The sequence below is a fragment of the Bradyrhizobium sp. Cp5.3 genome (assembly GCF_000426265.1).
Classification (GTDB): Bacteria; Pseudomonadota; Alphaproteobacteria; order Rhizobiales; family Xanthobacteraceae; genus Bradyrhizobium; species Bradyrhizobium neotropicale.
Map to the genome: position 1 here is coordinate 22,452 of NZ_AUFA01000023.1, position 24,176 is coordinate 46,627.

A 24,176-nucleotide genomic window follows, 5' to 3' on the forward strand; every position below is an offset into this window, starting at 1 on the left:
CGCATGTCCGTGCCTACGATCTACTATCTTCGCCATGGCGAGACCGAGTGGAATGCGCTCGGGCGGCTGCAGGGCAACAAAGACGTTCCGCTGAATGCGCGCGGCCGTGGCCAGGCCGTGCAGGCCGCCGGCATCCTGGCTGATCTGTTCAAGCGCGATGGCCGCGACAAGGCGGCGCTGCCCTATGTGTCGAGCCCGCTCGGCCGCGCGCGCTCCACCATGGAGCTCGTGCGCGGCAAGCTCGAACTGCCGGCCATGGATTATTCGCTGGATGATCGCCTGCGTGAGATCGGCTATGGCAGCTGGGAAGGGCTGACTCTGGCCGAGAGCGAGGCCTTCGATCCCGAGGTCTATGCCCGCCGCCTTGCCGACAAATGGACGGTGGCCCCCGCGGGAGGCGAGACCTACGCGGCCGTGCAGCAGCGCATGCTCGACTGGTACGAGTCGCGGCTGGTCGACACCGTCGCGGTTGCCCATGGCGGCACCGCACGGGCCCTGATGGTCGCCCTCGGCATCGAGACCCCGGCCAGCGCCGCGGAGCTCTATATCGAGCAGGGCGCCGTCTACGTGTTTCGCGATGGGCGGCTGGAGAAGTATAGTTAACCCCGCACGCCGTCACTCGGGGCGCCCGAAGGGCGAACCTGGAATGACGGGAACAGGGTTGAACGCCGTGTCCCTGGGCGCTACCACAAGTCAGAACTGACTTACGAGCTAGAGACGGATGTCCTTCAACACCTTCGGCCACATGTTTCGCGTCACCACCTTTGGCGAGAGTCACGGGGTGGCGATCGGCTGCGTGGTCGACGGCTGTCCGCCGCTGATCCCGCTCACCGAGGCCGACATCCAGCGCGATCTCGATCGCCGCCGGCCCGGCCAGTCACGCTTCACGACCCAGCGCCAGGAGCCGGACCAGGTCAAGATCCTCTCCGGCGTGATGGCGCATCCGGAGACTGGCGTGCAGGTGACGACGGGCACGCCGATCGGCCTTCTGATCGAGAACACCGATCAGCGCTCGAAGGACTATTCCGAGATCAAGGACAAGTTCCGACCCGGTCACGCCGACTTCACCTATGAGGCCAAATACGGCCTGCGCGACTATCGCGGCGGCGGGCGCTCCTCGGCGCGCGAGACGGCGATGCGCGTGGCCGCGGGTGCAATCGCGCGCAAGGTGCTGCCCGGTATGACCGTGCGCGGCGCGCTGGTGCAGATCGGTCCGCACAAGATCGATCGCGAGAAATGGGATTGGGACGAGATTGCGAAGAATCCGTTCTTTTGCCCCGATAAGGACAAGGCCGCATTCTTCGAGACCTATCTCGACGGCATCCGCAAGAGCGGCTCTTCGATCGGCGCGGTCATCGAGGTCGTCGCTGAGGGCGTGCCGGCCGGCCTCGGCGCGCCGATCTACGCCAAGCTCGATTCCGACCTCGCGGGCGCGATGATGACCATCAATGCCGTGAAGGGCGTCGAGATCGGCGCCGGCTTTGGCGCGGCCGAGCTCACCGGCGAAGAGAACGCCGACGAGATGCGCACCGGCAATGACGGCACGCGCTTTCTGTCCAACCATGCCGGCGGCGTTCTGGGCGGTATCTCCACCGGCCAGCCGGTCGTGGTGCGCTTCGCGGTGAAGCCGACCTCGTCAATCCTGCAACCGCGTCTGACGGTCGATCGCAAGGGCGCCGACACCGAGATCATGACCAAGGGCCGCCACGACCCCTGCGTCGGCATCCGCGCCGTCCCCGTCGGCGAGGCCATGATGGCTTGTGTTCTGGCCGACCACTTCCTGCGCGACCGCGGTCAGGTCGGGCGCTAGCTCATCGCGCTCTAAGGTCGCGCCACCAGTCCTCCGAGCTGCTTGACGGGCCTGCAACTTCGTCCGCAAATGCGGCCATGGAAAGCTCCGAGCTGCAGCGGATCACCAACTGGCTGATCGACGGCGCGAGGTCGTCGGGCGGGCCGGCCGAGATGGTCGCCGATGTCTGCGAGCATCTGGTCGGGGCCGGCCTGCCGCTGTGGCGGTTCGGCATCTTCATCCGCACGCTGCATCCTGAAATCTTCGGTCGCAACTTCATCTGGCGGCAGGGCGGGGAGGTCGAGGTCGGCACCGTCGATTTCGATATCCTGGATTCACCCGAGTTCGCCCAGAGCCCGCTTCGGATCGTGTTCGAGCACGGGCTGGAGGTCAGGGGGCGCGCCGACGATCCCGACAGCAAGCGCTTTCCGATCATCAACGACATGCGCTCCGAAGGGGTGACCGACTACGTCGCGGTGCCGATGCCGTTTCTCGATGGATCGATCCACGCGACGAGCTGGATGACACGGCATCCCGGCGGTTTCAGCGATGACCACATCGCGACGATCCGGGCCATCATGGCGCCGCTTGCGCGCGTCAGCGAGATCGTCAGCCTCCGCCGCACCGCCGCGATGCTGCTCGACACCTATGTCGGCAACCGCGCCGGCGCGCGCATCCTCGGCGGCCAGATCCGCCGCGGCCACACCGACACCATGCAGGCGGTGATCTGGCTGTCGGATCTGCGCGGCTTCACGGCGCTGTCGGACCGGTTGCCGGCCGAGACGGTGGTCGAGATCCTCAACCAATATTTCGACTGCCAGGTGACCGCGATCCGGGGCCATGGCGGCGAAGTCCTGAAGTTCATGGGCGACGGCCTGCTCGCGGTGTTTCCAATCGACGAGTATGTCGGCGACGCCGCGCATGTCTGTGCGCGCGTGCTGGAAGCCGCGCGCGAATCCCGCGCCAGCGTCGATGCCCTCGCATTCCCCGTCGGCGAGATCATCGAGCGCTTCCGCTTCGGCGTCGCGCTGCATGTCGGCAACATCCTCTACGGCAATATCGGCGGCGGCAACCGGCTCGACTTCACCTGCATCGGCCCCGCGGTCAATCTCGCGGCGCGGCTGGAGAAGATCGCCGGCCGGTTGGGGCGCACCGTCGTCGCCTCGGAAGGCTTTGCAAATGTCTGTCACCACGGCTGGCGCGAGCTCGGCGAGTTTCCGATCGCCGGGTTCTCGAAGGCGCAGCGCGTGTACGGGCTCGCCGAAGAAGCGCCGGTGGTGATGGCTTAGGGCATGTTTCCAGGAGCGAAGTCCGCTCTCCGAGGCGAAGCAGACCGAAACGTCAGGCTCAGAGTAGGGCCGCAAGCATCTCGATCCGGCGCCGAGAGTTCGACAAGTGCGTCCGTATGGATCGGTTAAGTCCGGTTCGCCCCGACACATTGCCGCAACATTGGAAAAGGTATAGTGTTTGTCACTGCTCAGCCGGCTCGACATCCCGGCCTTTCGTTCGATCCCTGCATTGCGTCGCGAAAAGAGGAGCACAATCATGCCAATTACGACGCTGAAGGTATTGGCGAGCCTCATCCAATTGCATGGGCCAGGGGCAACCATTCAGAGCGACCATCAGGGTATCGACGCGTTGCTGAACGATCTGCGTGGACAGGGTGCGGAGCAAGGCGTTGTCTCCGACGAACCCGTGGCGACCCAGGCTGCTTTCAGGCGAGGCGGGTTCGCGAAAGGACCCAATGCAGGCGCCTTTCGTAGGGCGGCATACGCTCCGGGCGCAGGCGCGTTCCGCCGAGGGGGATTTGTTCGAGGGTACTAGGTACGTTTCCTCCAACTTGTCGCGGTATCGGCATGTCGGCTGAGGGGCCAGATTGCGTCGCCTTCCAGGATCAGCCGATCACGCAGCTGCTGGTCAAGGTCGCGACCAGATGCAACATCGACTGTTCGTATTGTTACTGGTTCCGCGACGCCTCCGTTTATAGCAAGCCAAAGCTGATGAGCCCTGATGTGCAGCATCGGTTGCTGCAACGCATCGAGGAGCACGTCATCAGATACGCCCTCGTCGATTTTCCCATCGTTCTGCACGGCGGCGAGCCGCTGCTGTGGGGCGTCGAGAACTTCCACCGTTTTGCCGAGGCTTGCGATGCCATCTCATCGCGGACGGGCTGCGAGATACCCATCGCGGTCACGACCAATGGCGTGCTGATCGATGACGAATGGCTCGCTTGCTTCGAGGCCCGCAACATTTCGGTTGCGATCAGCCTGGACGGGCCGGCCCATATTCACGACCTCCACCGCAGGACGTTTCAGGGGACGGGCACCCATTCCGCCGTGGAACGCGCCGCTCGCATGCTGGTATCGCGCAACATTGGCGTCATTGCCCTGGCCGTCTGCAATCCCGCTTACGCGCCGCAGCAATACGCCGATTTCTTCGCCGCGTGTGGAATCTCCAACTACGACATCATGATCCCTGACGCGACGGTGGATGAGAGGCCGCCATCCATTGCCGCCTTCTACAAGGGCCTGTTCGACCTGTGGCTGGAGGCAAATCGTACGACGCCGACGACCGATATCCGCATCATCTCCGACATGATCACCGCCCTGCTTGGCAACAATTCGCCGACCGAGGGCGTGGGTCACAAACCCGTTGAGCTTTGCACGGTGATGACCGATGGCACCGTGGAGGCCCACGATGTGCTGCGGATTGCAGGCGACGGTTTCACGAGCACCAGATTCAACATCTTCGATCACGCGATCGATGAGGTCAGGAATGAGCCTCGCTGGAAAGCCGCGCGCGATGCTTCAATCAATCTCTGTGCGAAGTGTCAGCAATGCAAGTTCATGAACGCCTGCGGGGGAGGATATCTTCCGCATCGTTTCTCCAAGAAAAACGGTTACGACAATCCCTCAGTCTATTGCGACGATCTTTATTCGATGTTTGAGAACATGCAATCCGTCTTGGAGAGCCATCTCTATGTCAGCAAGCCGGACGGGGGGCGCGTCAACGTGCGCGACACGCCGACGGGCGCCTAGTCGCGGCTGCTTCGTCGCAAGGCCTGCGCCGGTTTTACGGCATTGTCGATGATCTTTGGCGGGGATGCAAAGTCGGAAAACGCGCGCGACTATTCCTCCGGCTCCGTCGTGAACAGCAGCGGATAGCCCTTGGCGCGGCCGGCGTCGGTGGCGCGGGTGGCCTTGGTTTCGGCGACGTCCTTGGTGAACACGGCGACGACGCAGATGCCGAGCTTGTGCGCGGTGATCATGACCTTGTAGGCCTGATCCTCGGTCATGCGGAATTCGGCCTTGAGCACCATGGTGACGAATTCGCGCGGCGTGTAGTCATCATTGATCAGGATGACCTTGTGCAGCCGCGGCCGCTCGACCTTCGTCTTCGTCCTGGTTTTCGGCGTGGTGACGGTGTCGTTCATTCCGCCTCCTGAAACGGCGGGCCTTTCGGGTTCCTGCCGCGGCGACTTAGCCTGCGGCTTTCTCACCATATTGCAGGACCTGCACCTTCTCCAAGGTGATCAGGCCGCTCGACATCATGCCATCCAGGATGGGCAGGAATGCATTGATGTTGTCCTCGCTGTCGACGATCTCGATCACGAGCGGCAGGTCTTCCGAGAGTCGCAGGATCTTCGAGGTGTGGAGCCGGCTCGACTTGCCGAAACCCATCGGTCCGCGCAGCACGGTGGCGCCGGCAAGATGCCGCTCGCGCGCCGTCGTCACGATCGCTTCATAGAGCGCCTTGCCGTCGTAATGGTCGCTCTCGCCGATGAAGATCCGGAGCAAAACTGCCTGTCTGGGAATTTGCATGATCAGCTCCTTTTCAACCGATTATAGCGGCTCGCCATCATATGGCCGAGCCACACCGAGACCAGCCAGCAGATGACGGAGGACGCGATGTAGGCCAGCGCGGTGGCTTTCATGCCGCCGTGGAACAGGCGGAAGGTTTCCAGGCTGAAGGTCGAGAAAGTGGTGTAGCCGCCGCAGAACCCGGTCATGACGAACTGCCGGTGCTCGGGGCGCGCCAGCAGGCGACCGTCAGGCCCGGTCAGCGTGGCGTAGAAGCCGATGATCAGCGAGCCCGTGGCGTTGATGAACAGCGTCGCGAAGGGGAAGCCCGGTCCGGTGTCGAGCGCGAGACCGACGAGATAGCGTGCCAGGCCGCCGATGATGCTGCCGGCGGCAACCCAGGTATAGAGCCTCGCGCTGCGCCAGCGGTCGGCCGAGGTGGGGACGCTCATGTGCAGCTAACCCCCAAACCGATCCGCAAGGAAGAAGCCGCAACTGACGGCCGTAAGGCACAGGCCGACCGAGAACACGATATTGCCGAGCGCGGAGAGCTGCTCGCCGCTGCGCGCCAGCGTCAACGTTTGCAGACTGAAGGAGGACACCGTGGTGTAGCAGCCGAGGAAGCCGGTGACGGCGAACAGCCATGGGTTGGGCGAGGCGAAGACCGAGCCCGGATGTGTCGCCAGGGCGCCGAAAATGCCGATCAGAAACGCGCCGCTGACGTTGATGGTCATGGTGCCCCAGGGAAATGTCTCGCCCATCCGCCGGGCGATCGCGCCGGAGACGAAATAGCGCGCGCATCCTCCGAGCACGCTGCCGATCACGATTGCAACCAATCCGCTCAGCACGTCAGCCCCTCATCTGTCCTGGTGTTCATCATTACCCCTCTGATGTCGCGGCAGGCGCCGTGATGCCGCTGCCGATTGCAAGCAGGCCCGCCAGCGAGACCAGCGCGAAGCCGAGCCCGGCAAGGAACGTGCCGGCCGGGCCGTAAGCGTCCCACAGCGCGCCGGCGATGATGCTGGCCGCCAGCATCGCCAGCCCGGTAAACAGGTTGAAATAGCCGAACGCGGTGCCGCGCAGGCTTGGCGGCGCGGCGTCGGCGACGAGGGCCGAGAACAGTCCCTGCGTCAGCCCCATGTGCAGGCCCCACAGTGCGACGCCGAGCGAAAGGCCGGCGAGGCTCGGCAGCAAGGCGAGCGCGAGATCGGCGGCGGCGAGGAGCACGAGGCCAAACGCGAGCAGACCAGTCCGGTTGATCCGGTCGGACAGCACGCCGGCGGGATAGGCGGAGAGCGCGTAAGTGATGTTCATCAGCACCAGCACGGCCGGCACCCACATCGCGTTGAGCCCGATGCTCTGCGCCCGCAGGATCAGGAAGGCCTCGCTGAAGCGCGCGAGCGTGAAGACGACGCCGACCGCCACCACGCGCCAATACACCGCGCCAAGCTGCCGCATCGCAGCGAGGTTGAGCGGATTTTTTGCCGGCTCGCGGCTTGCGTCCGGCGTCGGCTCGTTCACCGCGAGCGCGATCAATCCGAAGGACAGGAAGCCCGGCACAATGGCCACCCAGAACACCGCGGTGAAATTGTCGGCGGTCGACCACATCAGCCCGATCGCCGCCAGCGGCCCGACGAAGGCGCCGATGGTGTCGAGCGACTGGCGCAGGCCGAAGCTCGCGCCGCGCAGACCCGGCGGCGCGAGATCGGCGATCAGGGCATCGCGCGGCGCGCCGCGAATCCCTTTGCCGACGCGGTCGATGAAGCGCGCCGCGACCAGCCATCCGGCGCTCGGCGCCAGCGGGAACAGCGGCTTGGTGAAGGCGGCGAGCCCATAGCCGAGGGCCGCGAGCAGCTTGCGTCGCCCGAGCCAGTCCGACAGCGCGCCCGAGAAGATCTTCGTGATCGAGGCGGTCGCCTCGGCGATGCCCTCGATGAAACCGACGGTGAGCGTCGAGGCACCGAGCACGGTGACGAGATAAACCGGCAGAAGCGCGTGGATCATCTCGGAGGAGATATCCATCAGCATCGAAACGAAGCCGAGGACCCAGACCCCCTTCGGGACCCGGCCGAGTGCTGGATTTGGCGTCGTCGTCACGTCTTGCCTTTCGTCGTCAGGCAACAAAAAACCCGCCATCGGCGGGTTTGTCCATGCTCCCGCCAAAGGCAGGGCTCCGCATTGCCCCACCTCGAGCAGGAGTCATCAGCCCATCACGGTCGTCGTCCGGCGGGCGGTTATCGGGGGACTCCATCCCCATCTGTCGTGCAAGCCTAGCATGGAAACCGCGGCGGACAATAGTGGCGGCCTCGTCCGTCATTCCGGGTTCGGCTCTTCGAGCCGTCCCGGAATGACTGCGCGTGAGCGATTGCGCAAGCGCGGCGGCGCGACGATGGCAGAGCTGCGGCAGCTTTGCGCAACGGCGCAAATCCCTCATTCGCAAAGGCTAACTCGAATGTGAAGCCGAGCCGATCTTCGCGCTTTGCGGCAGCGCGATTGCATGTCACCATCGCTTCATACGACGGGAGGGCGCGATGCGCTTGCTATTCTCGATCGGGGCTGTGCTGGTTGCCGGCGTGCTCGCCGGTGGGGATGTCGCGAGCGTCGCGGCTCCGGGATCCGGATATCAGCCGCAGCGGCAAGCTGCCGCCGACAAGGATGCCCAGTCGGTCGATGTCGAGCTGATCCTCGCGGTCGACGTCTCCTACTCCATGGACATGGACGAGCTCGCGATCCAGCGCGAAGGCTACGCGCAGGCGATCCAGTCGAAGGAGTTCTTGCAGGCGCTCAAATTGGGACCCAACGGACGGATCGCGGTGACCTATTTCGAGTGGGCCGCTTCCACCGACCAGAAGATCATCATTCCCTGGCGGGTGATCGACGGACCCGAAACGGCCGATGCGGTCGCCGCCGAAATCTTGAAGACGCCGATCCGGCGCGCCTCGCGCACCTCGATCTCCGGCGCAATCGGTTTCGCGATGCCGCTGTTCGACGAGGATCCCTATCACGGGCTTCGCCGCGTGATCGACATCTCCGGCGACGGGCCCAACAATAATGGCGGCCCGGTCACGGTCGCGCGCGATGCGGCGCTCGAGAAGGGCATCGTCATCAACGGCCTGCCGATCATGGTCAAGGAGCCGTCCTACTCGACCATGGATATCGACAATCTCGACTACTACTACGAGGACTGCGTCGTCGGCGGCCCCGGCTCCTTCGTGATCGCGATCAAGGACCGCGAGAAATTCAAGGAGGCGATCCGCACCAAGCTGCTGATGGAGGTCGCCGGCCGTACGCCCGAGCGTCCGGTGAGGCGCGTCGCAGACAAGGAGCCGCGCGTGAACTGCCTGATCGGCGAGAAGATCTGGCAGGACCGCTGGGGACGCTGACGCGCATCTCGAATGAGACTATTTGTCTCACCTCGCCCTACGGTTGAATTTAACCGCTCGTTAGTTACGGCGGCGCCTAATCCAATCGTGTCCAATTGTTTCCATTTGTGTCTGGACATTGCCAGTATCCCGAGCGGCATCGGTTTTGTCGAACTTGTCCGTCGCGCAATCCAATGGCCATCGTCACGCAAAGCACCAGCCAGATCTCGCCCGCGATGGAGCGGATGTATCACCAGAGCAATCTGCTTGGTGAATGGAAAGGCAATTGGGCGGGAAACAACCAGGCCGTCAGCTTCAAGGTCGTGAACATTCGCGGCGCCCGGGCGCAGGTCGAATACACCCATAACGGACGCACCGAACGCGGCTTCGGCCAGGTCGACGGCGCGACCATCAGCTTCGGCTCGGTCTCGATCGGAACCAAGGACGGCAAGGGTGCGGCGCTCGTGTTCTCCGCGGGTGGCGGCAAGGCGAGCGCCTACCTGAAAAAGCAGGCGCCACCAGCGGACGACAACCGTCTCATCGGAAGCTGGGGCGGTTATTCGGCCGACAACGGCAAGAGCGCAAGTTTTCGCGTGCTCTCCATCAACGGCAAGGAAGCGTTGGTCAGCGTCACGACTGACGGCATCACCCGCCAGGGCACCGGCATGGTCTACAAGAATGTCATCATGTTCGGCCAGGCGCAGATCGCGACGGATGATGGCAAGAACGGCAAGATCATCTACCAGGTCGGCAGCAAGTTCTACACGGTGGGCGTGACGAAGTATCCGCCGGCCGGTTCATCATCCTCGGTGGACAAAACGGCATAGCCGCTCACGGCGCGATCCGCGCAGGATTGGTCTACGCACTCAATTGCCGGTCGGTTTCCCGAAAGTTGCGGCACGCATCCAACCACGTCGTCATTCGAGTGCCGCATGTGACTGCGGCAGCGGCATGGCGATCGGCGGGACCGTCGGGTGGAGCGCCCGCCTGGCGGAATTGGCTGGCATGCCCACGGGCGCGGCGTCGGATCAACGCGTTTCGAGCGTTACCAGCGTCCGCTCGATCGCGCGGAGGTTCGAAAGTGCCGTCCCGAATGCGTGGTTTCCGATGCGTCGCCAGATCGCCGACGTCTGCTCCATCAGGTCCGGAATCGTCAGCGGAAACTCCGCCGCCTGCTGCAACGCCGCCTTCTCGTTGATGAGATATTCCCCGTTCAACGCAAACAGGACCTGCGCGACGCAGGTGAGCGCGCGGTAGGCGCAGCCCGCGACATGGATCTGATCCTCGCGCAGCGCGGCAAGCTCGGCATTCTCGATGCTGAACAGGATCTCCCACCGGAAGCGCCGGATCAGCGCGTCGCGCAGCGGCTTCGGATAGGGTAGTGCGATCGACTTCAGTTCCGCGATCACCGCGCGCTCGTCGCGCAGCGCCTGACAGCAGGCGATCTCGCCCATCCAGATCGCCGAACAGAAACCGTGCGGATGTCCGGGCTGATAGTCCATGCTGATCTGTCCCGCCCGGCAGGCCTCCATCGTGCGCCGGACCGCATCGATGTTCCGGTAGAGCAGATCGACCTTCTGTCCCTCGATCGTCAGCCAGGCGCCGCCGACGATCCACGGTCCCCATTCCCCGACCGAGGTGACCGTCGTCGCCTCCGGATCGTCGGCGAACTGCCGTGCGGCCTGTTGCAGGCGATCTGTGTCGAGCTTGCGGTTGTCAGAGAAATACAGCCCGATATCGTAGTCGGAGTTTTCGTGCGACGTCCCTCGCGCCCGCGAGCCACCGAGCACGATGGCCTCGACGCCTGCGACGCCGCCAAGCATGGACACGACCCGCTCGATGAGCGGATCGCGGTGGATGTCCGTCTGCTCTGCCATCGGGTGAAGCCTTGCACGGTGCCGTGTGCGTCCGCTGCGGGTATGGTCCTCTTGCGGAGGATGGTCAACTCCGGACGGTGATTGATGGTTCGCATTGCCAACGGGGCTGGCAGCAGGCAAGACTGCCTCATCGTCCTGGCTGGGTGAAATCGATGGCGAACGCCAGACTTGCGCAAACGTCGGATCTTGCCGGGTTGCTCGCGCTGTTCCGCGCCTCCGACGTCAGCGCGAGCGCGGAGTCTCGAGAAAAGACCGAAGAAATCTGGCTAGAGACCCTGGCGCGCGACGATCTTGCGGTGTTCGTCTCGGATGCCGAGGACAGGATCGTCGCCACCTGCATGCTCATCACCGCGCCCAACCTGTTGCGCGGCGGCCGGCGTCACGGCTTTCTCGAGAATGTCGTGACCCATCCCGACTATCAGGGGCGCGGCCACGGACGCGCCGTCGTCGCGGCGGCGCTGACCGAGGCCTGGGCGAAGGGCTGTCATCAGGTCCTGATGCAGAGCGGCCGCAAGGACTCGCGCGTGCATCGGTTCTATGAGGCTTGCGGCTTCGTGCCGGGCTTGCGGGTCGGCTATGTCGCGCGACGGCCCGCGCACCCGGCATGAGGCAGATCAGATCCGCGCCTCCAGGATCAGGTTGAAGGGCGTTTCGGCGGCTCGGCGGAAGTGCGTCAAGCCACCTTCGCGCGCGACCTTGCGCAGCCTTGCCTCGCCGGCTTGCGCACCGAGCGCGAGGCCGACCTCCTGATCGAGCGATGCCGGCGTGCAGATCATGGTCGAGGCCGCGTAATAAACCCGCCCGACCGGGTTGAGGTTGTCCTCGAGGCGGTCGCCCGCGAACGGCTCGACCAGCATGCAGGTGCCGTCCTTGGCCATGGATTCGCGTACGTGACTGAGGGCGCCGACAGGGTCGCCCATGTCGTGCAGGCAATCGAAGAAGCAGACGAGATCATAGCCTTCGGCCGGATAGGTCTTGGCCGAATGAACCGCGAAGCTGACCCGATCGCCCAGCTTGGCCTCAGCGGCCGATTTCCGCGCGGCCTCGATCGAGCCCTCGTGATAGTCGAAGCCGTAGAAGCGGGAATTCGGGAATGCCTCTGCCATCAGCCGCGTCGAGACGCCGTGCCCGCAGCCGACATCGGCGACCTTTGCGCCGCGCTTCAGCTTCTCCACGACGCCTTCGAGCGCGGGCAGCCATTCCTGCACCAGATGGTGCTTGTAGCCGGTGCGGAAGAAGCGCGCAGTGCCGCAGAACAGGCATTCGCTGCGCCGGTTCCAGCCGACACCCTTGCCGGACTTGAATGCGTCCGTAACCTTCGGCTCGTCGAGATACGTCGAGGCAATGACGCTGCCGAACGCGCCGAGGAAGACCGGGCTGTCCTCGTCGGCAAGCGCCATCGCCTGCTCCGGCAGCATCGAGAACTTGCCCGAAGCGGAATCGTATTCGATGTAACCGGACGCCGCCTGGCTCGCCAGCCATTCGCGGACATAGCGCTCCGTGGTTCCGGTGGCGCTGGCGAGCTCGGAAGAGTTCATCGGTCCCTTGGCGGCGAGGGTGCGGTAGAGACCGAGCTTGTCCCCGAGCAGGACCAGCGATGCGTTCATCGCCGCGCCGAACTCGGTGACCAACTTACCCATAAAGGCATTTAACCTGTCGGAATTGACCTCCATCACAGCCTCCATGCAATCTCGGGGCATTTACAGGTCTTGCGCAGTGCCGAACCGCGGCATGGCTGCTCACTTGCGCGAGAGGTGTCTCCGCGTGTCCTCTCTATGGGTCAAGCCGGCGCGCGGCAGGTTCAACGCGTCAGGACGGACGACCGCGCCCGATCGCTTGGTGTGGGCATGAAATCGCCTGCAAGACGCCTCCTTGGAACTGGATGAAGCATGACGGGCACCGCCTCGCTGGTATTCACGATGCCCGGAGAGTATAATTCTTGAGCTTTTCGACGGTAGCTTGAATGTCCAGCCTTGCAGGTTCTTGCGGTCTCGCAACTCTAGTCGCGGTGCTTTGCTTCGGCGGCGCGCCGGTCCACGCGCAAGTTGCGCCCCTGAGGTATTGGATACCGGGCGGCGCTTTCGGCTTCGGCGACAGTGCCGGCCAGACCTCCGATACCTACGGCAATTTTCCAAGCTTCAATGCCGGCGATACAGGCGGGCGCTACAATTTTGCGAACGGCTTCTTTGTCGGAAGCCAGCGCGGCAACATTGGTTGGAACGGCCTCAGCCAGGCGCAATCATCCGGAAATTTTGCTGCGCTCTCTTATGAGGGCACGCAGTTCGGTTACAACTACAAGACCGCGGGCGGCATGCCCGTCACGTTCTTCGCCGGTCTCGACACGCTGAAATACGGCAACGGCCTTGGCAGCTCGCTTGCGCCGCTCACCTCCAGCGCCACACCTGGCTATAGCGCGTTCGCGGGTGTCGAATTCAAGCCGACCTCCAACCTCAGCCTGTCGTTCGGGGCCGGCTACACGCAGCAGCAGTCGGGGCGCATGGACAGCGACATCAACTCCTCCATGCTGCCCGGCGAGTCGCCGGTTTTCGGCGGCCTTCGCCGTTAAGACATTATCGCGTAAACCTCGCCACCAATTCCACATGCGGCGTGTGCCGGAATTGGTCGACGGGCACCACTTTGTCGATCTTGTAGCCGCCGTCGATCAGCAGCCGCGCGTCGCGGGCGAAGGTCGCGACGTTGCAGGACACCGCGATCACGACCGGCACCTTGCTCGCTGCGAGCTTGATTGCCTGCGCCTGCGCGCCCTGCCGCGGCGGATCGAACACGACGGCATCGAAGTCGCGGAGCTCCTGCGGCATCAGCGGGCGACGGAACAGGTCGCGCGGCTCGCACCTGATCGGCTTCAGTCCCGGCGTGCGCGCGGCCTTCGCCAGCGCCGCGATCGCGGGGGCGTCACTGTCATAAGCGGCGATGCGCGCCTTTTCCGCGAGCCGGAGCGCGAACGGACCAACGCCGCAGAAGAGGTCGGCGACTTCCTTGGCCTTGCCGAGACGCATCGCAACCAGCGCCGCAAGCGTCTCCTCGCCCGCCACGGTGGCTTGCAGGAACGAGCCCGGCGGCAGCGTCACTTCGGCGCGGCCCATCTGCACTGTCGGTGGCAGGCGTTGCAGCACCAGTTCACCGTGCCGCGACAGCCGCGCCAAGCGATGCTGCTCGGCAACGCGTGACAGCGCCGTCACCATCACTGTCGGCAAGGGGCCGGAGCCGCGCACGTCGACATCGAGGCCGTTTTTGGTCGCCGTGACCTGGATGTCGAGCGGCTTCGTCACCGGCATCCTGGACGTCAGGGGCTCGGCGAGCGCCCAGGCCGCATCGAGCGCGCCGTCGAGCGCGGGATCGAGGATCGGGCAGCGATGGATCGGAATGACGTCGTGCGAGCTTGCGGCGGCAAAGCCCACCTTGAGGATGTCGTGCGTGCCGAACCGGCCATGCAGCGTGACGCGGCGGCGGCCGGCGCCATGGGCATCGACCAGCGGCGCCACCTCGCATTCGATGCCGGCCTGCGCCAGCGTCTCGACCACGAGGCCGCGCTTCCAGGCGTGATAGGGCTCGGCCGCCCAATGCTGGATCGCGCAGCCGCCGCAGACGCCGAAATGTGGACAGAACGGCTCGATGCGCTCGGGGCTCGCGACGTCGACCGCGAGGAGCTTGCGGCGATCGGGATGATTGCCGGCGACATGCTCGACCTCGACGGTCTCGCCGCCGAGCGCATAGGGTACATAGACCGCCTCGCGCGTGTCGAGGCAGACGCCGTCGCCGCGATGGCCGACGTGATCGATTATCAAGCGCTCAACCACGGCGCGCGCCCAGGAAGAATTCGATATTGCCGTCGCCGCCCTTGATCGGGGAGGCAAACACCTCGATGTTGGTGCAGCCGAGCGAGGCGGCGAAGGCCGCGATGTCGTCGCAGATCTCCTGGTGCACGGCGGCGTCGCGGATGACGCCCTTCTTGTTGTGTTTCCGGTCCGCCTCGAACTGCGGCTTGATCAGCGCGAGCAGGCTCATCGGCGCTGCCGCGAGCGACAGTGCCACCGGCAGCACGGTTTTCAATGAGATGAAGCTGACGTCAATGACGACGATGTCGGGCCGTGCCGGAAGCCGCTTGCCCTCATAGCTGCGGATGTCAGTCTCCTCCATCGACACGATCTTGGGATGGCCGCGCAGCGAGGGATGCAACTGCTCGCGTCCGACATCGACCGCGAAGACGAGGCTCGCGCCGTTCGCGAGCAGCACCTCGGTAAAGCCGCCGGTGGAGGCGCCGACGTCGAGGCAGACATGGTCCTCGATGTCGATGGGATAGCGCTCCAGCGCGCCCGCGAGCTTGACGCCGCCGCGCGAGACGAAGGGATGCGCCGGCTCGGCCTGGATCACCGCGTCCTCTGCGATGGTCTCGGAGGGCTTCGCCACCAGTTTGTCGTCAGCGGTGACAAGGCCGGCCTCGATCGCCGCGCGCGCCCGCGCCCGGCTCTCGAACAGGCCGCGCTCGACCAGCAGTACATCCGCGCGCTTGCGGGGAGGGGACATCACGCTCTCCGAAGGACCAGCGCTTATTTAGCAATAAGTCGCGCGGCCGCCATCCGGACGCAAGCCTCGAACGCTGCAAGATCATGCCAGACGTCGACAGGCATCTCGGCCGGCGTCACCAGCGGACAGCCGTGCAGCTCCAGCGCATGGACCATCATGAGGTTGTCGACGAGGCCAAAATCCTCGACGGTCAGGCCCTGCGCATCGACCAGCCGCCCGTTTTCGGACGTCATGTCGATGAAGCGGCCGACGCGGTCGGCGTAGACGGCGCCGTCATTGGAGTAGGCGAGACAGAACTTGCCGCGGCCGGCCATGTAGCCGAGTTCGTAGACGGTTCCGGGATCGGCACCTGCGCCGCGGAACGGCGTGAGATTGGCGATGATGGCATCGGCTGCGTCCATCATGGCCTGGTTGCCGCAGAAGATCTGGCGCGAGGCGTCGGGCGCGGTGAGGTCGGCCTCGTTATCGAGGGGATAGAGACCGGTGAGCCCGTGTGCAGCGCAGATCGCAGCCTTGCGTTGGCCGACCTCCACCGCATCCGGCAGGAACACGTCGGGGCCTGCCAGATAGATTTTCATGGAGTGACTGCTCTGAAGAAATCAGACGAGCTACAAGCCGCGGCGAAAACTGCGCTCCCTCCCCCGCTTGCGGGGGAGGACTGGGGAGAGGGGGTCTCCGCAAGCGAGGACCCTCAAGACGATAAAGCCCTCACCCGCCCCTTCGGCATAGCCGAGGCAAGCCTCGGCGTTCTTAGAGGACGGCCGCGGCCTATGCTCTCCCGCAAGCGGGAGAGGTGAAGGAGGCTCGCCGTCAGGCGAGCTTGACCGTCTCGGTCTTGACGTCCTTGCCGAGCGCCTCGAACACCTTGGCGACGATGCCCTTGGCGTCGAGACCGGCGCGGGCGTACATCGCGTTCGGCGTGTCGTGGTCCTGGAACACGTCGGGCAGCACCATCGTGCGGAACTTGACCATGCCGCCGTCGAGCACGCCCTGGTCGGTCAGGAACTGTGCGACATGCGAGCCGAAGCCGCCGATCGAGCCTTCCTCGATCGTGATCAGGATCTCGTGGTCGCGGGCGAGCTTGAGCACGAGGTCGGTGTCCAGCGGCTTCATGAAGCGCGCATCAGCGATCGTGGTCGAGAGGCCATGCGCGGCGAGCTCGTCGGCTGCCTTCTCGCATTCGGCCAGACGTGTGCCGAAGGAGAGCAGGGCGATCTTGTTGCCCTGGCGGATCACGCGGCCCTTGCCGATTTCGAGGGGAACGCCGACGTCGGGCATCTCGACGCCGCGGCCTTCGCCGCGCGGATAGCGCAGCGAGCTCGGACGGTCGTTGATCGCGACCTGGGTCGCGACCATGTGCACGAGCTCGGCTTCGTCGGCCGCTGCCATGATCACCATGTTGGGCAGACAGCCGAGATAGGCGTTGTCGAACGAGCCGGCATGCGTCGCACCGTCGGCGCCGACGAGGCCGGCGCGGTCGATGGCGAAGCGGACAGGCAGATTCTGGATCGCGACGTCGTGCACGATCTGGTCGTAGCCGCGCTGCAGGAAGGTTGAGTAGATCGCGCAGAACGGCTTGTAGCCCTCGGTCGCAAGACCGGCGGCAAACGTCACCGCGTGCTGCTCGGCGATACCCACGTCGAAAGTGCGGTCCGGGAACGCCTTGTTGAAGATATCGACGCCGGTGCCTGACGGCATGGCCGCGGTGATGGCGACGATCTTCTCGTCCTTCTCGGCTTCCTTGACGAGGCTCTGGCCGAACACGTTCTGATAGGCCGGCGCATTGGGCTTGGCCTTGACTTGCGTGCCGGTCGCGACGTCGAACTTGACGACGGCGTGGTACTTGTCGGCGGAGGCCTCCGCCGGGCCGTAGCCCTTGCCCTTCTGCGTCACGACGTGGACCAGGATCGGGCCGGTCTCCATGTCGCGCACGTTCTTCAGCACGGGCAGCAGATGGTCGAGATTGTGACCGTCGATCGGGCCGACATAGTAGAAGCCGAGCTCCTCGAACAGCGTGCCGCCGTCCATCATGAAGCCGCGGGAATATTCCTCGACGCGGTTGGCGCGGTTGGCGATGATCTTGGGCAGGCGCTGGTTGATCTGCTTCGCCGCCTCGCGGAGCGTGCGGTAGGTCTTGCCGGAATAGAGCCGCGACAGATAGGCGCTCATGGCGCCGACCGGCGGGGCGATCGACATGTCGTTGTCGTTGAGGATGACGATCAGGCGCGAGTTCATTGCGCCCGCATTGTTCATGGCTTCATAGGCCATGCCGGCCGACATCGCGCCGTCACCGATGACTGCAATAACGTTGTTCTTGCCGCCGGAGAGGTCGCGCGCCACCGCCATGCCGAGACCGGCGGAGATCGAGGTCGAGGAATGCGCGGCGCCGAACGGATCGTAGTCGCTCTCGCTGCGTTTGGTGAAACCGGACAGGCCGCCGCCGGTGCGCAGCGTGCGGATGCGGTCACGCCGGCCGGTGAGGATCTTGTGCGGGTAGGCCTGGTGGCCGACGTCCCAGATCAGCCGGTCGCGCGGCGTATCGAAGATGTAGTGGATCGCGGTGGTGAGCTCGACGACACCAAGACCCGCGCCGAAGTGGCCCCCGGTCACGGAAACGGCGTCGATGGTCTCCTGCCGCAACTCGTCGGCGACCTGGCGGACCTGCTCAATCTTGAGCTTGCGAAGGTCATCCGGTGTCCGGATGGTGTCGAGAAGCGGCGTTTTACTGTATGCGTTCACGGCGATTTCCAATTTGTCAGCGCCGGAAGGTCATTCCGGCGCGCGATGGGTTTGCACAATATCGGCGCAGCGCGAGTCCTCAACCGTCGGAGCCACCTGCGCGGGGCAAAGCCCCGTCTTCAAGCTTAAGTGAGCTTAAGTGCGTTCCGGTTCAGTCTCTGTGATCCCTGTCACGAAGATCGGCTTCGCCCGTCCCAGCCAATTTCATTAGCGATTTGAAGCGCTTGTCGCCAGCAAACGGTGCTTACGAAAGGCTTGCAAAAAGCCACAGTGGACGAAGCTTTACACCAAAGCTTCGTCCAAAGCCAACCCGCTGGGCCAATTAGGGGTATGCACGCGCAACCGGCAGGCCGGCTTGGTTAACCACGGCCCCGGGCGGAACGTTCCTCGCGCCCGGTTCCCTAAAGGGCTTTTGGGGGCGAAATCGAGGAAATTTTTGGCCTCCGGCGCTCCGGAAAGGCTCGCAAGGTTCCAGATGGCTCTTAGGGCATCCGAAAGGATGCCGGATTCACTGCACGTCGAGGGGGGCAGTTCCGGCGGCCTGACCACTGGCATCCGTGGTGATCTTGTCGACGCGCGCCTCGGCCTGGCGCAGAAGTTCCTCGCAGCGGCGCTTCAGGGCCTCGCCGCGCTCGTAGATCGTGACGGATTCCTCGAGCGGCACCTTGCCGTCCTCGAGCCGCTTCACGATCGTTTCGAGTTCCTCGATCGCGCGCTCGAAGGTGAGCCTGGAGACGTCGATTTGGGTATTTTCGGCCATATCCGTTTCCGATTGCCCGATTCACTTACCCCACTGAAAAAGCAGAGTTTTGCGGGCGTAATGTGGCGGGTGTCTTCAGGCGCCCATCAGGGCGCCGACATGCGCCGTAACAGATTCTTTCAACCCTTGCAGATCATAGCCACCCTCGAGCACCGAGACAATTCGGCTACCTGCGGTCTTGTCGGCAAGGTCCATCAGCTTCCGCGTGACCCAGGCGTAGTCCTCCGCGCGCAGGTTCAGCGAAGCCAGCGGATCGCGATAATGCGCATCGAAGCCGGCCGAGATGATGAGGAGCTCGGGGCTGAACTTGGTCAGCTGTGGCAGGATCAGGCTCTCGAACGCATTGCGGAATTCTGGCCCACCGTCCTCCGAGGCGAGCGGAGCGTTGACGATGGTGTCGTGATCGCCGCGCTCGGAGCGGGCGCCGGTGCCCGGAAACAGCGGCATCTGGTGGGTCGAGCAGTACATCACGGTCGGATCCGACCAGAAGATATCCTGCGTGCCGTTGCCGTGATGCACGTCGAAATCGACGATGCCGACACGCTCGACGCCGAATTTGCGCTGCGCGTGGCGTGCCGCGATCGCGACATTGTCGAAGAAGCAGAAGCCCATCGGCTTGCCGATCTCGGCGTGATGGCCGGGCGGGCGCACCGCGACGAAGGCGTTGCGATGCTCGCCCGCCATCACCGCTTCGGTGGCGGCGACGGCGCCGCCGACCCCGCGCATCACCGCTTCCCAGGTACCAGGGGACATCGAAGTGTCGCCGTCGATATAGACCTGGCCGCTGGTCGGCGCGATGTGGCGCAGCTCGGTGACGTAATGCTCGTTGTGGCAGAGCGTGACGAGGTCGAGATCGCCCTCGGGCGCCTGGTCGCGCGCCAGAAACTGGAAACGCTCGTGCGACAGCGCTTCCTCCACCGCGCGCAGACGGTCCGGCCGCTCGGGATGTCCCGGCGGCGTGACGTGGTCGAGGCAGGCCTTGTGGGAGAGGAGAAGCGTGCTCATCAGGTCGTGCTCACGAATACGGGCTCTCGATGTCGCTTGGCGCATCCGGCGCCAAAACGCAATGCAAAACCCAATCTATGCGTTTGGCCGGGAATGGCAAACACTGGTCCCGGTTCGGCCCGTTTGATCCGGATCAATTCATGCGCAGGATGCGGGTCGGCGGCAGCGGACCGATCGGCCCGTGCGCCCTGAAGAACGCAAACAGCACATCGGCATCGTAACCGCCGTATTGCGGTGATGTTCCCTGCTTGGCGACGGTGAAGCCGTCGCCGCCGACGGCGAGGTAGTCGTTGAGGGTGACGTGGTAGCCTTGCGTCGGCTCGATCGGCTTGCCGTCGAGCGTCATCTTGTCTGCAACCACGCGCTCGCCGAACGGCTTTGATGCGTCCCAGGTGTAGCTGAACCCGTTCGAGACCTGGAGGATCCGCGGCCGCTTCGGATCGAGCCATTGCTGCTCGAGCAGGTCCTTGAGCTGGCCGCCTGTGAGCGTCATGGTGACGAGGCGGTTGCGGAACGGCTGGCTCGAGAACACGTCGCCGAAGGTCACCGCGCCGTTCTCCTTCGGCACGATGTCGGTGCGGATGCCGCCGGGATTGGTGACGGCCATGACGGCGCCGCCGTCCTTGGCATCGCGGGTCGCAAACAACTGTGCATCCGCGATGACGTCGCCGAGCGCGCTTTCGCCGGCCTCGTTCGGCACGCGCGACAGCGTCTGCGTCACCGACCCCGCGGGACGGTTGGCGATCGGCGCCGAAACCTTGTCGTAGGCCTCGATCAGCGCGGTCTGCTCGGGGTCCTTTGCCAGCGAGGCGTTCGCGACGATGACGTTCTCGGCCTTGGCGCCGACGATGTCGCGCGTGGCGGGATCGAGCGTGAGATCGATCGCGGTGACCAGCGTGCCGTACTTGTCACCGCTGGTGACGAGCCGCCCGTCGATTTGGCAAACGTAAGCACGATGCGTGTGGCCGCTGACGACGACGTCAACGGCGCGGTCGAATTTCCTTGCGATCTCGACGATCGGTCCCGCAATGCCTGGGCATTCGTTGTAGTCGCCGGTCGGCTCGCCGCCCTGGTGGATCAGCACCACGATCGCCTCGACGCCGCGCGCCTTCAGTTGCGGCACCAGCGCGTTCACCGTCTCGGCCTCGTCACGGAATTCGAGCCCGGCAATGCCTTTGGGCGAGACGATGCCGGCGGTCTCTTTCAAGGTCAGCCCGATGAACGCGACAGGGATGCCGTCGAACTCCCTGATCTCGTAGGGCGGCAGGATGCTCTTGCCGGTCGCGGTCTCGATGGTGGAGGCGGCGAGATAGTGGAATTTCGCACCGGTGAAGGGATGCGGCCCCTGACATCCGTCCTCCGGATGACAGCCGCCATTCTGCATCCGCAGCAGCTCGGCCGTGCCTTCGTCGAATTCGTGATTGCCGACCGAGGTGATCGCAAGCCCCATCATCGAGAGCGACTCGATCGACGGCTCGTCGTGAAACATCGCCGACAGGAACGGGCTCGCCCCAATCAGGTCGCCGGCGGCGACGAAGATCGTGTTCTTGTGGCCCTCGCGCAATTGCTTGACCAGCGTCGCCATGTACTCGGCACCACCGGCCGCGACCGGCACCTTCTTGGCCTTGTCCTCGGGATCGCCGATGCGGATGCCGCCCGGCGGCGGCCTCAGGTTGCCGTGAAAGTCGTTGATCGCGAGAATGCGCAGCTCGACGGGCGCAGCCGTCTGTGCAGCAGCGGGCAGGGCGGAAGCGAGCGCCAGTGTGAGGGCGGTAACGATGAGTCGGAACGCGTGTCGCATGGAACCAGACTAGACGTTCGCCGCGAAGATTTCACGAAGCATTGTTGCCCCGCCGTCTTTCCGGGGCGCGCGAAGCGCGAGCCCGGAATCCATGCATCCACCAACGCCGCGGTCCAATGGATTCCGGGTTCGCAACTTCGTCGCGCCCCGGAACGACAATCGGATGGTTGACGCCCGCCTACCGCCTCTTCCTGTTTGCAAACGCGTTGAACGAAGCCACGGCCTCGGGCGACTTCAACCGCTCGCCAAACAGGTGGCCTTCCTGGTCGATGCGGCGGGTGAGCTCTTCCGGCGGCATGCGCAGCAATTTGCGCGAGGTCGCGACCGCGTCGGCCGGCAGCCGGCAGATCTCCCGCGCCACCTTGCGCGCTTCAACCTCGGTGTGTCCCGGCGAGACCACGGTGTTGACGAAGCCGGCGGCTTCCGCCTCCGCGGCGGTGAAGGTCCGTCCCATCACCAGCATGGCAAAGGCGCGCTGGTAGCCCATGGTGTTCGGCATCAAGAGGCTGGATGCGCCGACCGGAACCAGCCCGAGATGGATATAGGGCGCGGAAAAAGTAGCGGCCGTCGACGCGAGCACATAGTCGCAATGGAACAGCAGGACGGTGCCTATGCCGATCGCGACGCCGTCCACCGCGGCGATGATCGGCTTGGTGTTGAGAGCGAGCGAATAGAGGAACTTGGCGCCGTTCGTCAGCATCTCCGGGCTCGACGAGTCCGCCGCGAGGAAGTCGTCGATGTCGTCGCCGGCGGTGAACACGCCGGAGCCGCCGGTGATGATCATGCAGCGGATGTCGGGATTGTTCTGCGCGGTGTCGATCGCGTGGCTCATCTCGCGATACATATCCTGCGTGATCGCGTTCTTCTTGCTCGGCCGGCGCAAGGTGATGACGCGCGTTGCGCGTTCCTCCGTCACGATGATGTTGCCGTTCGCCATAAGGATCCCCCGGGCGCCATTGCCGAGTCTCGACGTCTCAGCCTACATGATCTCACAGGCGTGCCAATCCCGCCTCTCAACCTTTTCGACGGTGATCCCTTGCTCTTGGCGCATGACGATGGGCCGGGGTGTGTTCGCACGGGAAAGCCGCGCAGGACTGCTGTGGCGCTACCCCATAAGCGCAATTGCGCATTGCAACAATCGGCTACAATGTTTCATTTGAAAAACCGCTGGTTGTGCGGCACGATCGGCGCCGTCCCTCCGATTTGGCGGAGTGCGCGATTGAAGATTGCCGCAGAGAGCATCGACGAATCCTCACCGCATTATCGCGGCTGGCGCGTCGTGCTTGCCTGCTTTCTGATGGCCTTCTTCATGTTCGGCTTCGGCCTCTACGGGCAGGGCGTCTATCTTTCGGAACTTCAGCGCGCGCATGGTTGGCCGGGCACGCTGGTGTCCGCCGCCAGCACGTTCTCGTTCCTCTTGACCTCCGTCCTCGTCATCTTCACCGACGATCTGCTCGCCCGCGTCGGGCTGCGCTCGCTGATCCTGGGCGGCCTGTCGGCGCTCGGCGCATCGACCATCCTGCTGGCGCTGATGGCGGCGCCATGGCAGCTCTATCTCGCCTACGCGCTGATGTCGCTCGGCTGGACTGGAATGGGCACCGTGGTGATCGCCACCGTGCTCAATTCCTGGTTCGAGCGGCGCCGCGGCCTCGCGCTCAGTCTCGCCTTCAACGGCGCGACCTGCGGCGGCATCGTGCTCGTGCCCGTGCTGCTCACGCTGACCGGCAGCATCGGCTTCCGTTCCGCGATGCTGGCGGCCACCACCGCAATGGTGGTGCTGCTGTTGCCTGTCATCGTGGCCTTCGTCGGCTGGCCGGCCGATGTGTCGCAGGCTTCCCGCGGTGGCGGGTCCGCCGGCGGCAGGCCCGCGGCGCATTCCCGCAAGGCGCTGCTCGGCAACCCGGCGTTCTGGACCATGGTGCTGCCTTTCGCGATCGCGCTGCTGGCGCAGATGGGCTTCATCGTTCACCAGGTGACGTTCCTCGAACCGATCATCGGCCGCTCCGCCGCAGGCTTCGCGGTGACCATCATGGCGACGATGGCCGTCGTCGGTCGCCTGTCGCTCGGCCTGTTCGTCGACCGGCTCGATCCGCGGCTTGCAAGCTCAGCGTCGATGACGAGCCAGGCGGCGGCGCTGTTCGTGCTCCTGCAAAGCACGAGCCCGACGGTGCTGCTCGTCTGCTGCGCTGTCTACGGCTTTTCGATCGGCAACATGATCACGTTCCCGCCGCTGATCATCCAGCGTGAGATCGGCCGCGACGCCTTCGCGGCCGCGATGGGACTGGGCACGTCGATCAGCGGCATCGTCAGCGCGTTCGGCCCCGGCATCATCGGCCTCGCGCGCAGCCTCACCGGCAACTACACGATGGCGTTCGCACTCTGCGTCGTGCTCGATCTGGTTGCCGCGGGGATCGTGCTGTGGCGACCGGGGCATAGCGGGGAGGGATCGTAGGTCCGTAGTCCGGATGGAGCGAAGCGCAATCCGGGACCGCTACATC

The 24,176-nt window shown here is 64.6% G+C and carries 24 protein-coding genes and 1 riboswitch; of the genes, 9 read left to right on the forward strand and 15 right to left on the reverse strand.

The window, feature by feature from the left end:
• Window positions 1–3: 3 nt before the first annotated feature.
• The 4 genes from K289_RS0126445 to K289_RS0126465 all read left to right on the forward strand — a co-directional run bounded on the left by K289_RS0126445 (window position 4) and on the right by K289_RS0126465 (window position 4,827).
• Entirely contained in the window at window positions 4–603 is a 600-nt protein-coding gene (locus K289_RS0126445; protein WP_027554294.1) for a histidine phosphatase family protein, read from the forward strand.
• A gap of 118 nt (window positions 604–721) precedes the next feature.
• On the forward strand, window positions 722–1,810 hold the full coding sequence (gene aroC, locus K289_RS0126450; RefSeq protein WP_027554295.1) for a chorismate synthase: 1,089 nt from the start codon (window positions 722–724) through the stop codon (window positions 1,808–1,810).
• A 77-nt stretch (window positions 1,811–1,887) separates the two neighbouring features.
• Entirely contained in the window at window positions 1,888–3,078 is a 1,191-nt protein-coding gene (locus tag K289_RS0126455) for an adenylate/guanylate cyclase domain-containing protein (RefSeq protein ID WP_027554296.1), read from the forward strand.
• 567 nt (window positions 3,079–3,645) lie between these two features.
• Entirely contained in the window at window positions 3,646–4,827 is a 1,182-nt protein-coding gene (locus K289_RS0126465) for a radical SAM protein (RefSeq protein WP_027554298.1), read from the forward strand.
• Window positions 4,828–4,916: 89 nt separating this feature from the next.
• Here the strand turns inward: K289_RS0126465 and clpS are convergent, their stop codons facing one another.
• The 5 genes from clpS to K289_RS0126490 are packed head-to-tail and all read right to left on the reverse strand — an operon-like array spanning window position 4,917 to window position 7,617.
• Window positions 4,917–5,222, reverse strand: a complete 306-nt coding sequence (gene clpS, locus K289_RS0126470) for an ATP-dependent Clp protease adapter ClpS (protein ID WP_027554299.1) — start codon at window positions 5,220–5,222, stop codon at window positions 4,917–4,919.
• 46 nt (window positions 5,223–5,268) lie between these two features.
• On the reverse strand, window positions 5,269–5,610 hold the full coding sequence (locus tag K289_RS0126475) for a DUF190 domain-containing protein (protein ID WP_027554300.1): 342 nt from the start codon (window positions 5,608–5,610) through the stop codon (window positions 5,269–5,271).
• Between the two features lie 2 nt (window positions 5,611–5,612).
• Entirely contained in the window at window positions 5,613–6,041 is a 429-nt protein-coding gene (gene crcB / locus K289_RS0126480; protein WP_027554301.1) for a fluoride efflux transporter CrcB, read from the reverse strand.
• Window positions 6,042–6,047: 6 nt separating this feature from the next.
• Entirely contained in the window at window positions 6,048–6,437 is a 390-nt protein-coding gene (crcB, locus tag K289_RS0126485) for a fluoride efflux transporter CrcB (protein ID WP_027554302.1), read from the reverse strand.
• Between the two features lie 31 nt (window positions 6,438–6,468).
• Entirely contained in the window at window positions 6,469–7,617 is a 1,149-nt protein-coding gene (locus K289_RS0126490; protein WP_371260856.1) for an MFS transporter, read from the reverse strand.
• 158 nt (window positions 7,618–7,775) lie between these two features.
• A riboswitch (Fluoride riboswitch) is annotated at window positions 7,776–7,853 on the reverse strand.
• A gap of 267 nt (window positions 7,854–8,120) precedes the next feature.
• On the opposite strand from K289_RS0126490, the gene K289_RS0126495 reads away from it, so the two are divergent.
• Both K289_RS0126495 and K289_RS0126500 read left to right on the forward strand, forming a co-directional pair.
• Complete coding sequence (locus K289_RS0126495) at window positions 8,121–8,972, forward strand: DUF1194 domain-containing protein (protein WP_027554304.1); 852 nt, start codon at window positions 8,121–8,123, stop codon at window positions 8,970–8,972.
• 173 nt (window positions 8,973–9,145) lie between these two features.
• Window positions 9,146–9,778 (forward strand): hypothetical protein, encoded by a 633-nt coding sequence (locus tag K289_RS0126500; RefSeq protein ID WP_027554305.1) that lies wholly within the window; start codon window positions 9,146–9,148, stop codon window positions 9,776–9,778.
• Window positions 9,779–9,979: 201 nt separating this feature from the next.
• On the opposite strand, the gene K289_RS0126505 is transcribed toward K289_RS0126500, so the two are convergent.
• On the reverse strand, window positions 9,980–10,828 hold the full coding sequence (locus K289_RS0126505) for a nucleotidyltransferase domain-containing protein (RefSeq protein WP_051310828.1): 849 nt from the start codon (window positions 10,826–10,828) through the stop codon (window positions 9,980–9,982).
• Window positions 10,829–10,980: 152 nt separating this feature from the next.
• On the opposite strand from K289_RS0126505, the gene K289_RS0126510 reads away from it, so the two are divergent.
• Window positions 10,981–11,436 (forward strand): GNAT family N-acetyltransferase, encoded by a 456-nt coding sequence (locus K289_RS0126510; protein ID WP_027554307.1) that lies wholly within the window; start codon window positions 10,981–10,983, stop codon window positions 11,434–11,436.
• A 6-nt stretch (window positions 11,437–11,442) separates the two neighbouring features.
• Here K289_RS0126510 and K289_RS0126515 read toward each other — a convergent pair whose 3' ends face one another.
• On the reverse strand, window positions 11,443–12,501 hold the full coding sequence (locus K289_RS0126515; protein WP_035685873.1) for a class I SAM-dependent methyltransferase: 1,059 nt from the start codon (window positions 12,499–12,501) through the stop codon (window positions 11,443–11,445).
• 290 nt (window positions 12,502–12,791) lie between these two features.
• Between K289_RS0126515 and K289_RS0126520 the strand changes: the two genes are divergently transcribed.
• A complete protein-coding gene (locus tag K289_RS0126520) occupies window positions 12,792–13,394 on the forward strand; it encodes a hypothetical protein (RefSeq protein ID WP_027554309.1) in 603 nt (200 codons plus the stop codon).
• A gap of 4 nt (window positions 13,395–13,398) precedes the next feature.
• On the opposite strand, the gene K289_RS0126525 is transcribed toward K289_RS0126520, so the two are convergent.
• The 8 genes from K289_RS0126525 to K289_RS0126565 form a co-directional block, all read right to left on the reverse strand.
• Window positions 13,399–14,646, reverse strand: a complete 1,248-nt coding sequence (locus K289_RS0126525) for a class I SAM-dependent RNA methyltransferase (RefSeq protein ID WP_027554310.1) — start codon at window positions 14,644–14,646, stop codon at window positions 13,399–13,401.
• The gene (locus tag K289_RS0126530; protein ID WP_027554311.1) at window positions 14,639–15,373 is read right to left on the reverse strand and encodes a TlyA family RNA methyltransferase; all 735 of its coding nucleotides are present in this window, start codon (window positions 15,371–15,373) and stop codon (window positions 14,639–14,641) included. Before K289_RS0126530 ends, K289_RS0126525 begins: the two co-directional genes overlap by 8 nt.
• A gap of 23 nt (window positions 15,374–15,396) precedes the next feature.
• A complete protein-coding gene (locus K289_RS0126535; protein ID WP_027554312.1) occupies window positions 15,397–15,951 on the reverse strand; it encodes a nucleoside 2-deoxyribosyltransferase in 555 nt (184 codons plus the stop codon).
• Window positions 15,952–16,183: 232 nt separating this feature from the next.
• Window positions 16,184–18,112 (reverse strand): 1-deoxy-D-xylulose-5-phosphate synthase, encoded by a 1,929-nt coding sequence (gene dxs / locus K289_RS0126545; RefSeq protein ID WP_027554314.1) that lies wholly within the window; start codon window positions 18,110–18,112, stop codon window positions 16,184–16,186.
• A 508-nt stretch (window positions 18,113–18,620) separates the two neighbouring features.
• Complete coding sequence (locus K289_RS0126550) at window positions 18,621–18,872, reverse strand: exodeoxyribonuclease VII small subunit (RefSeq protein WP_027554315.1); 252 nt, start codon at window positions 18,870–18,872, stop codon at window positions 18,621–18,623.
• A gap of 75 nt (window positions 18,873–18,947) precedes the next feature.
• On the reverse strand, window positions 18,948–19,877 hold the full coding sequence (locus tag K289_RS0126555) for a histone deacetylase family protein (RefSeq protein WP_027554316.1): 930 nt from the start codon (window positions 19,875–19,877) through the stop codon (window positions 18,948–18,950).
• Window positions 19,878–20,010: 133 nt separating this feature from the next.
• Window positions 20,011–21,678 (reverse strand): bifunctional UDP-sugar hydrolase/5'-nucleotidase, encoded by a 1,668-nt coding sequence (locus K289_RS0126560; protein WP_027554317.1) that lies wholly within the window; start codon window positions 21,676–21,678, stop codon window positions 20,011–20,013.
• 178 nt (window positions 21,679–21,856) lie between these two features.
• Complete coding sequence (locus tag K289_RS0126565) at window positions 21,857–22,615, reverse strand: enoyl-CoA hydratase-related protein (protein ID WP_027554318.1); 759 nt, start codon at window positions 22,613–22,615, stop codon at window positions 21,857–21,859.
• Between the two features lie 282 nt (window positions 22,616–22,897).
• On the opposite strand from K289_RS0126565, the gene K289_RS0126570 reads away from it, so the two are divergent.
• Complete coding sequence (locus tag K289_RS0126570) at window positions 22,898–24,130, forward strand: MFS transporter (protein ID WP_035685876.1); 1,233 nt, start codon at window positions 22,898–22,900, stop codon at window positions 24,128–24,130.
• Window positions 24,131–24,176 lie beyond the last annotated feature (46 nt).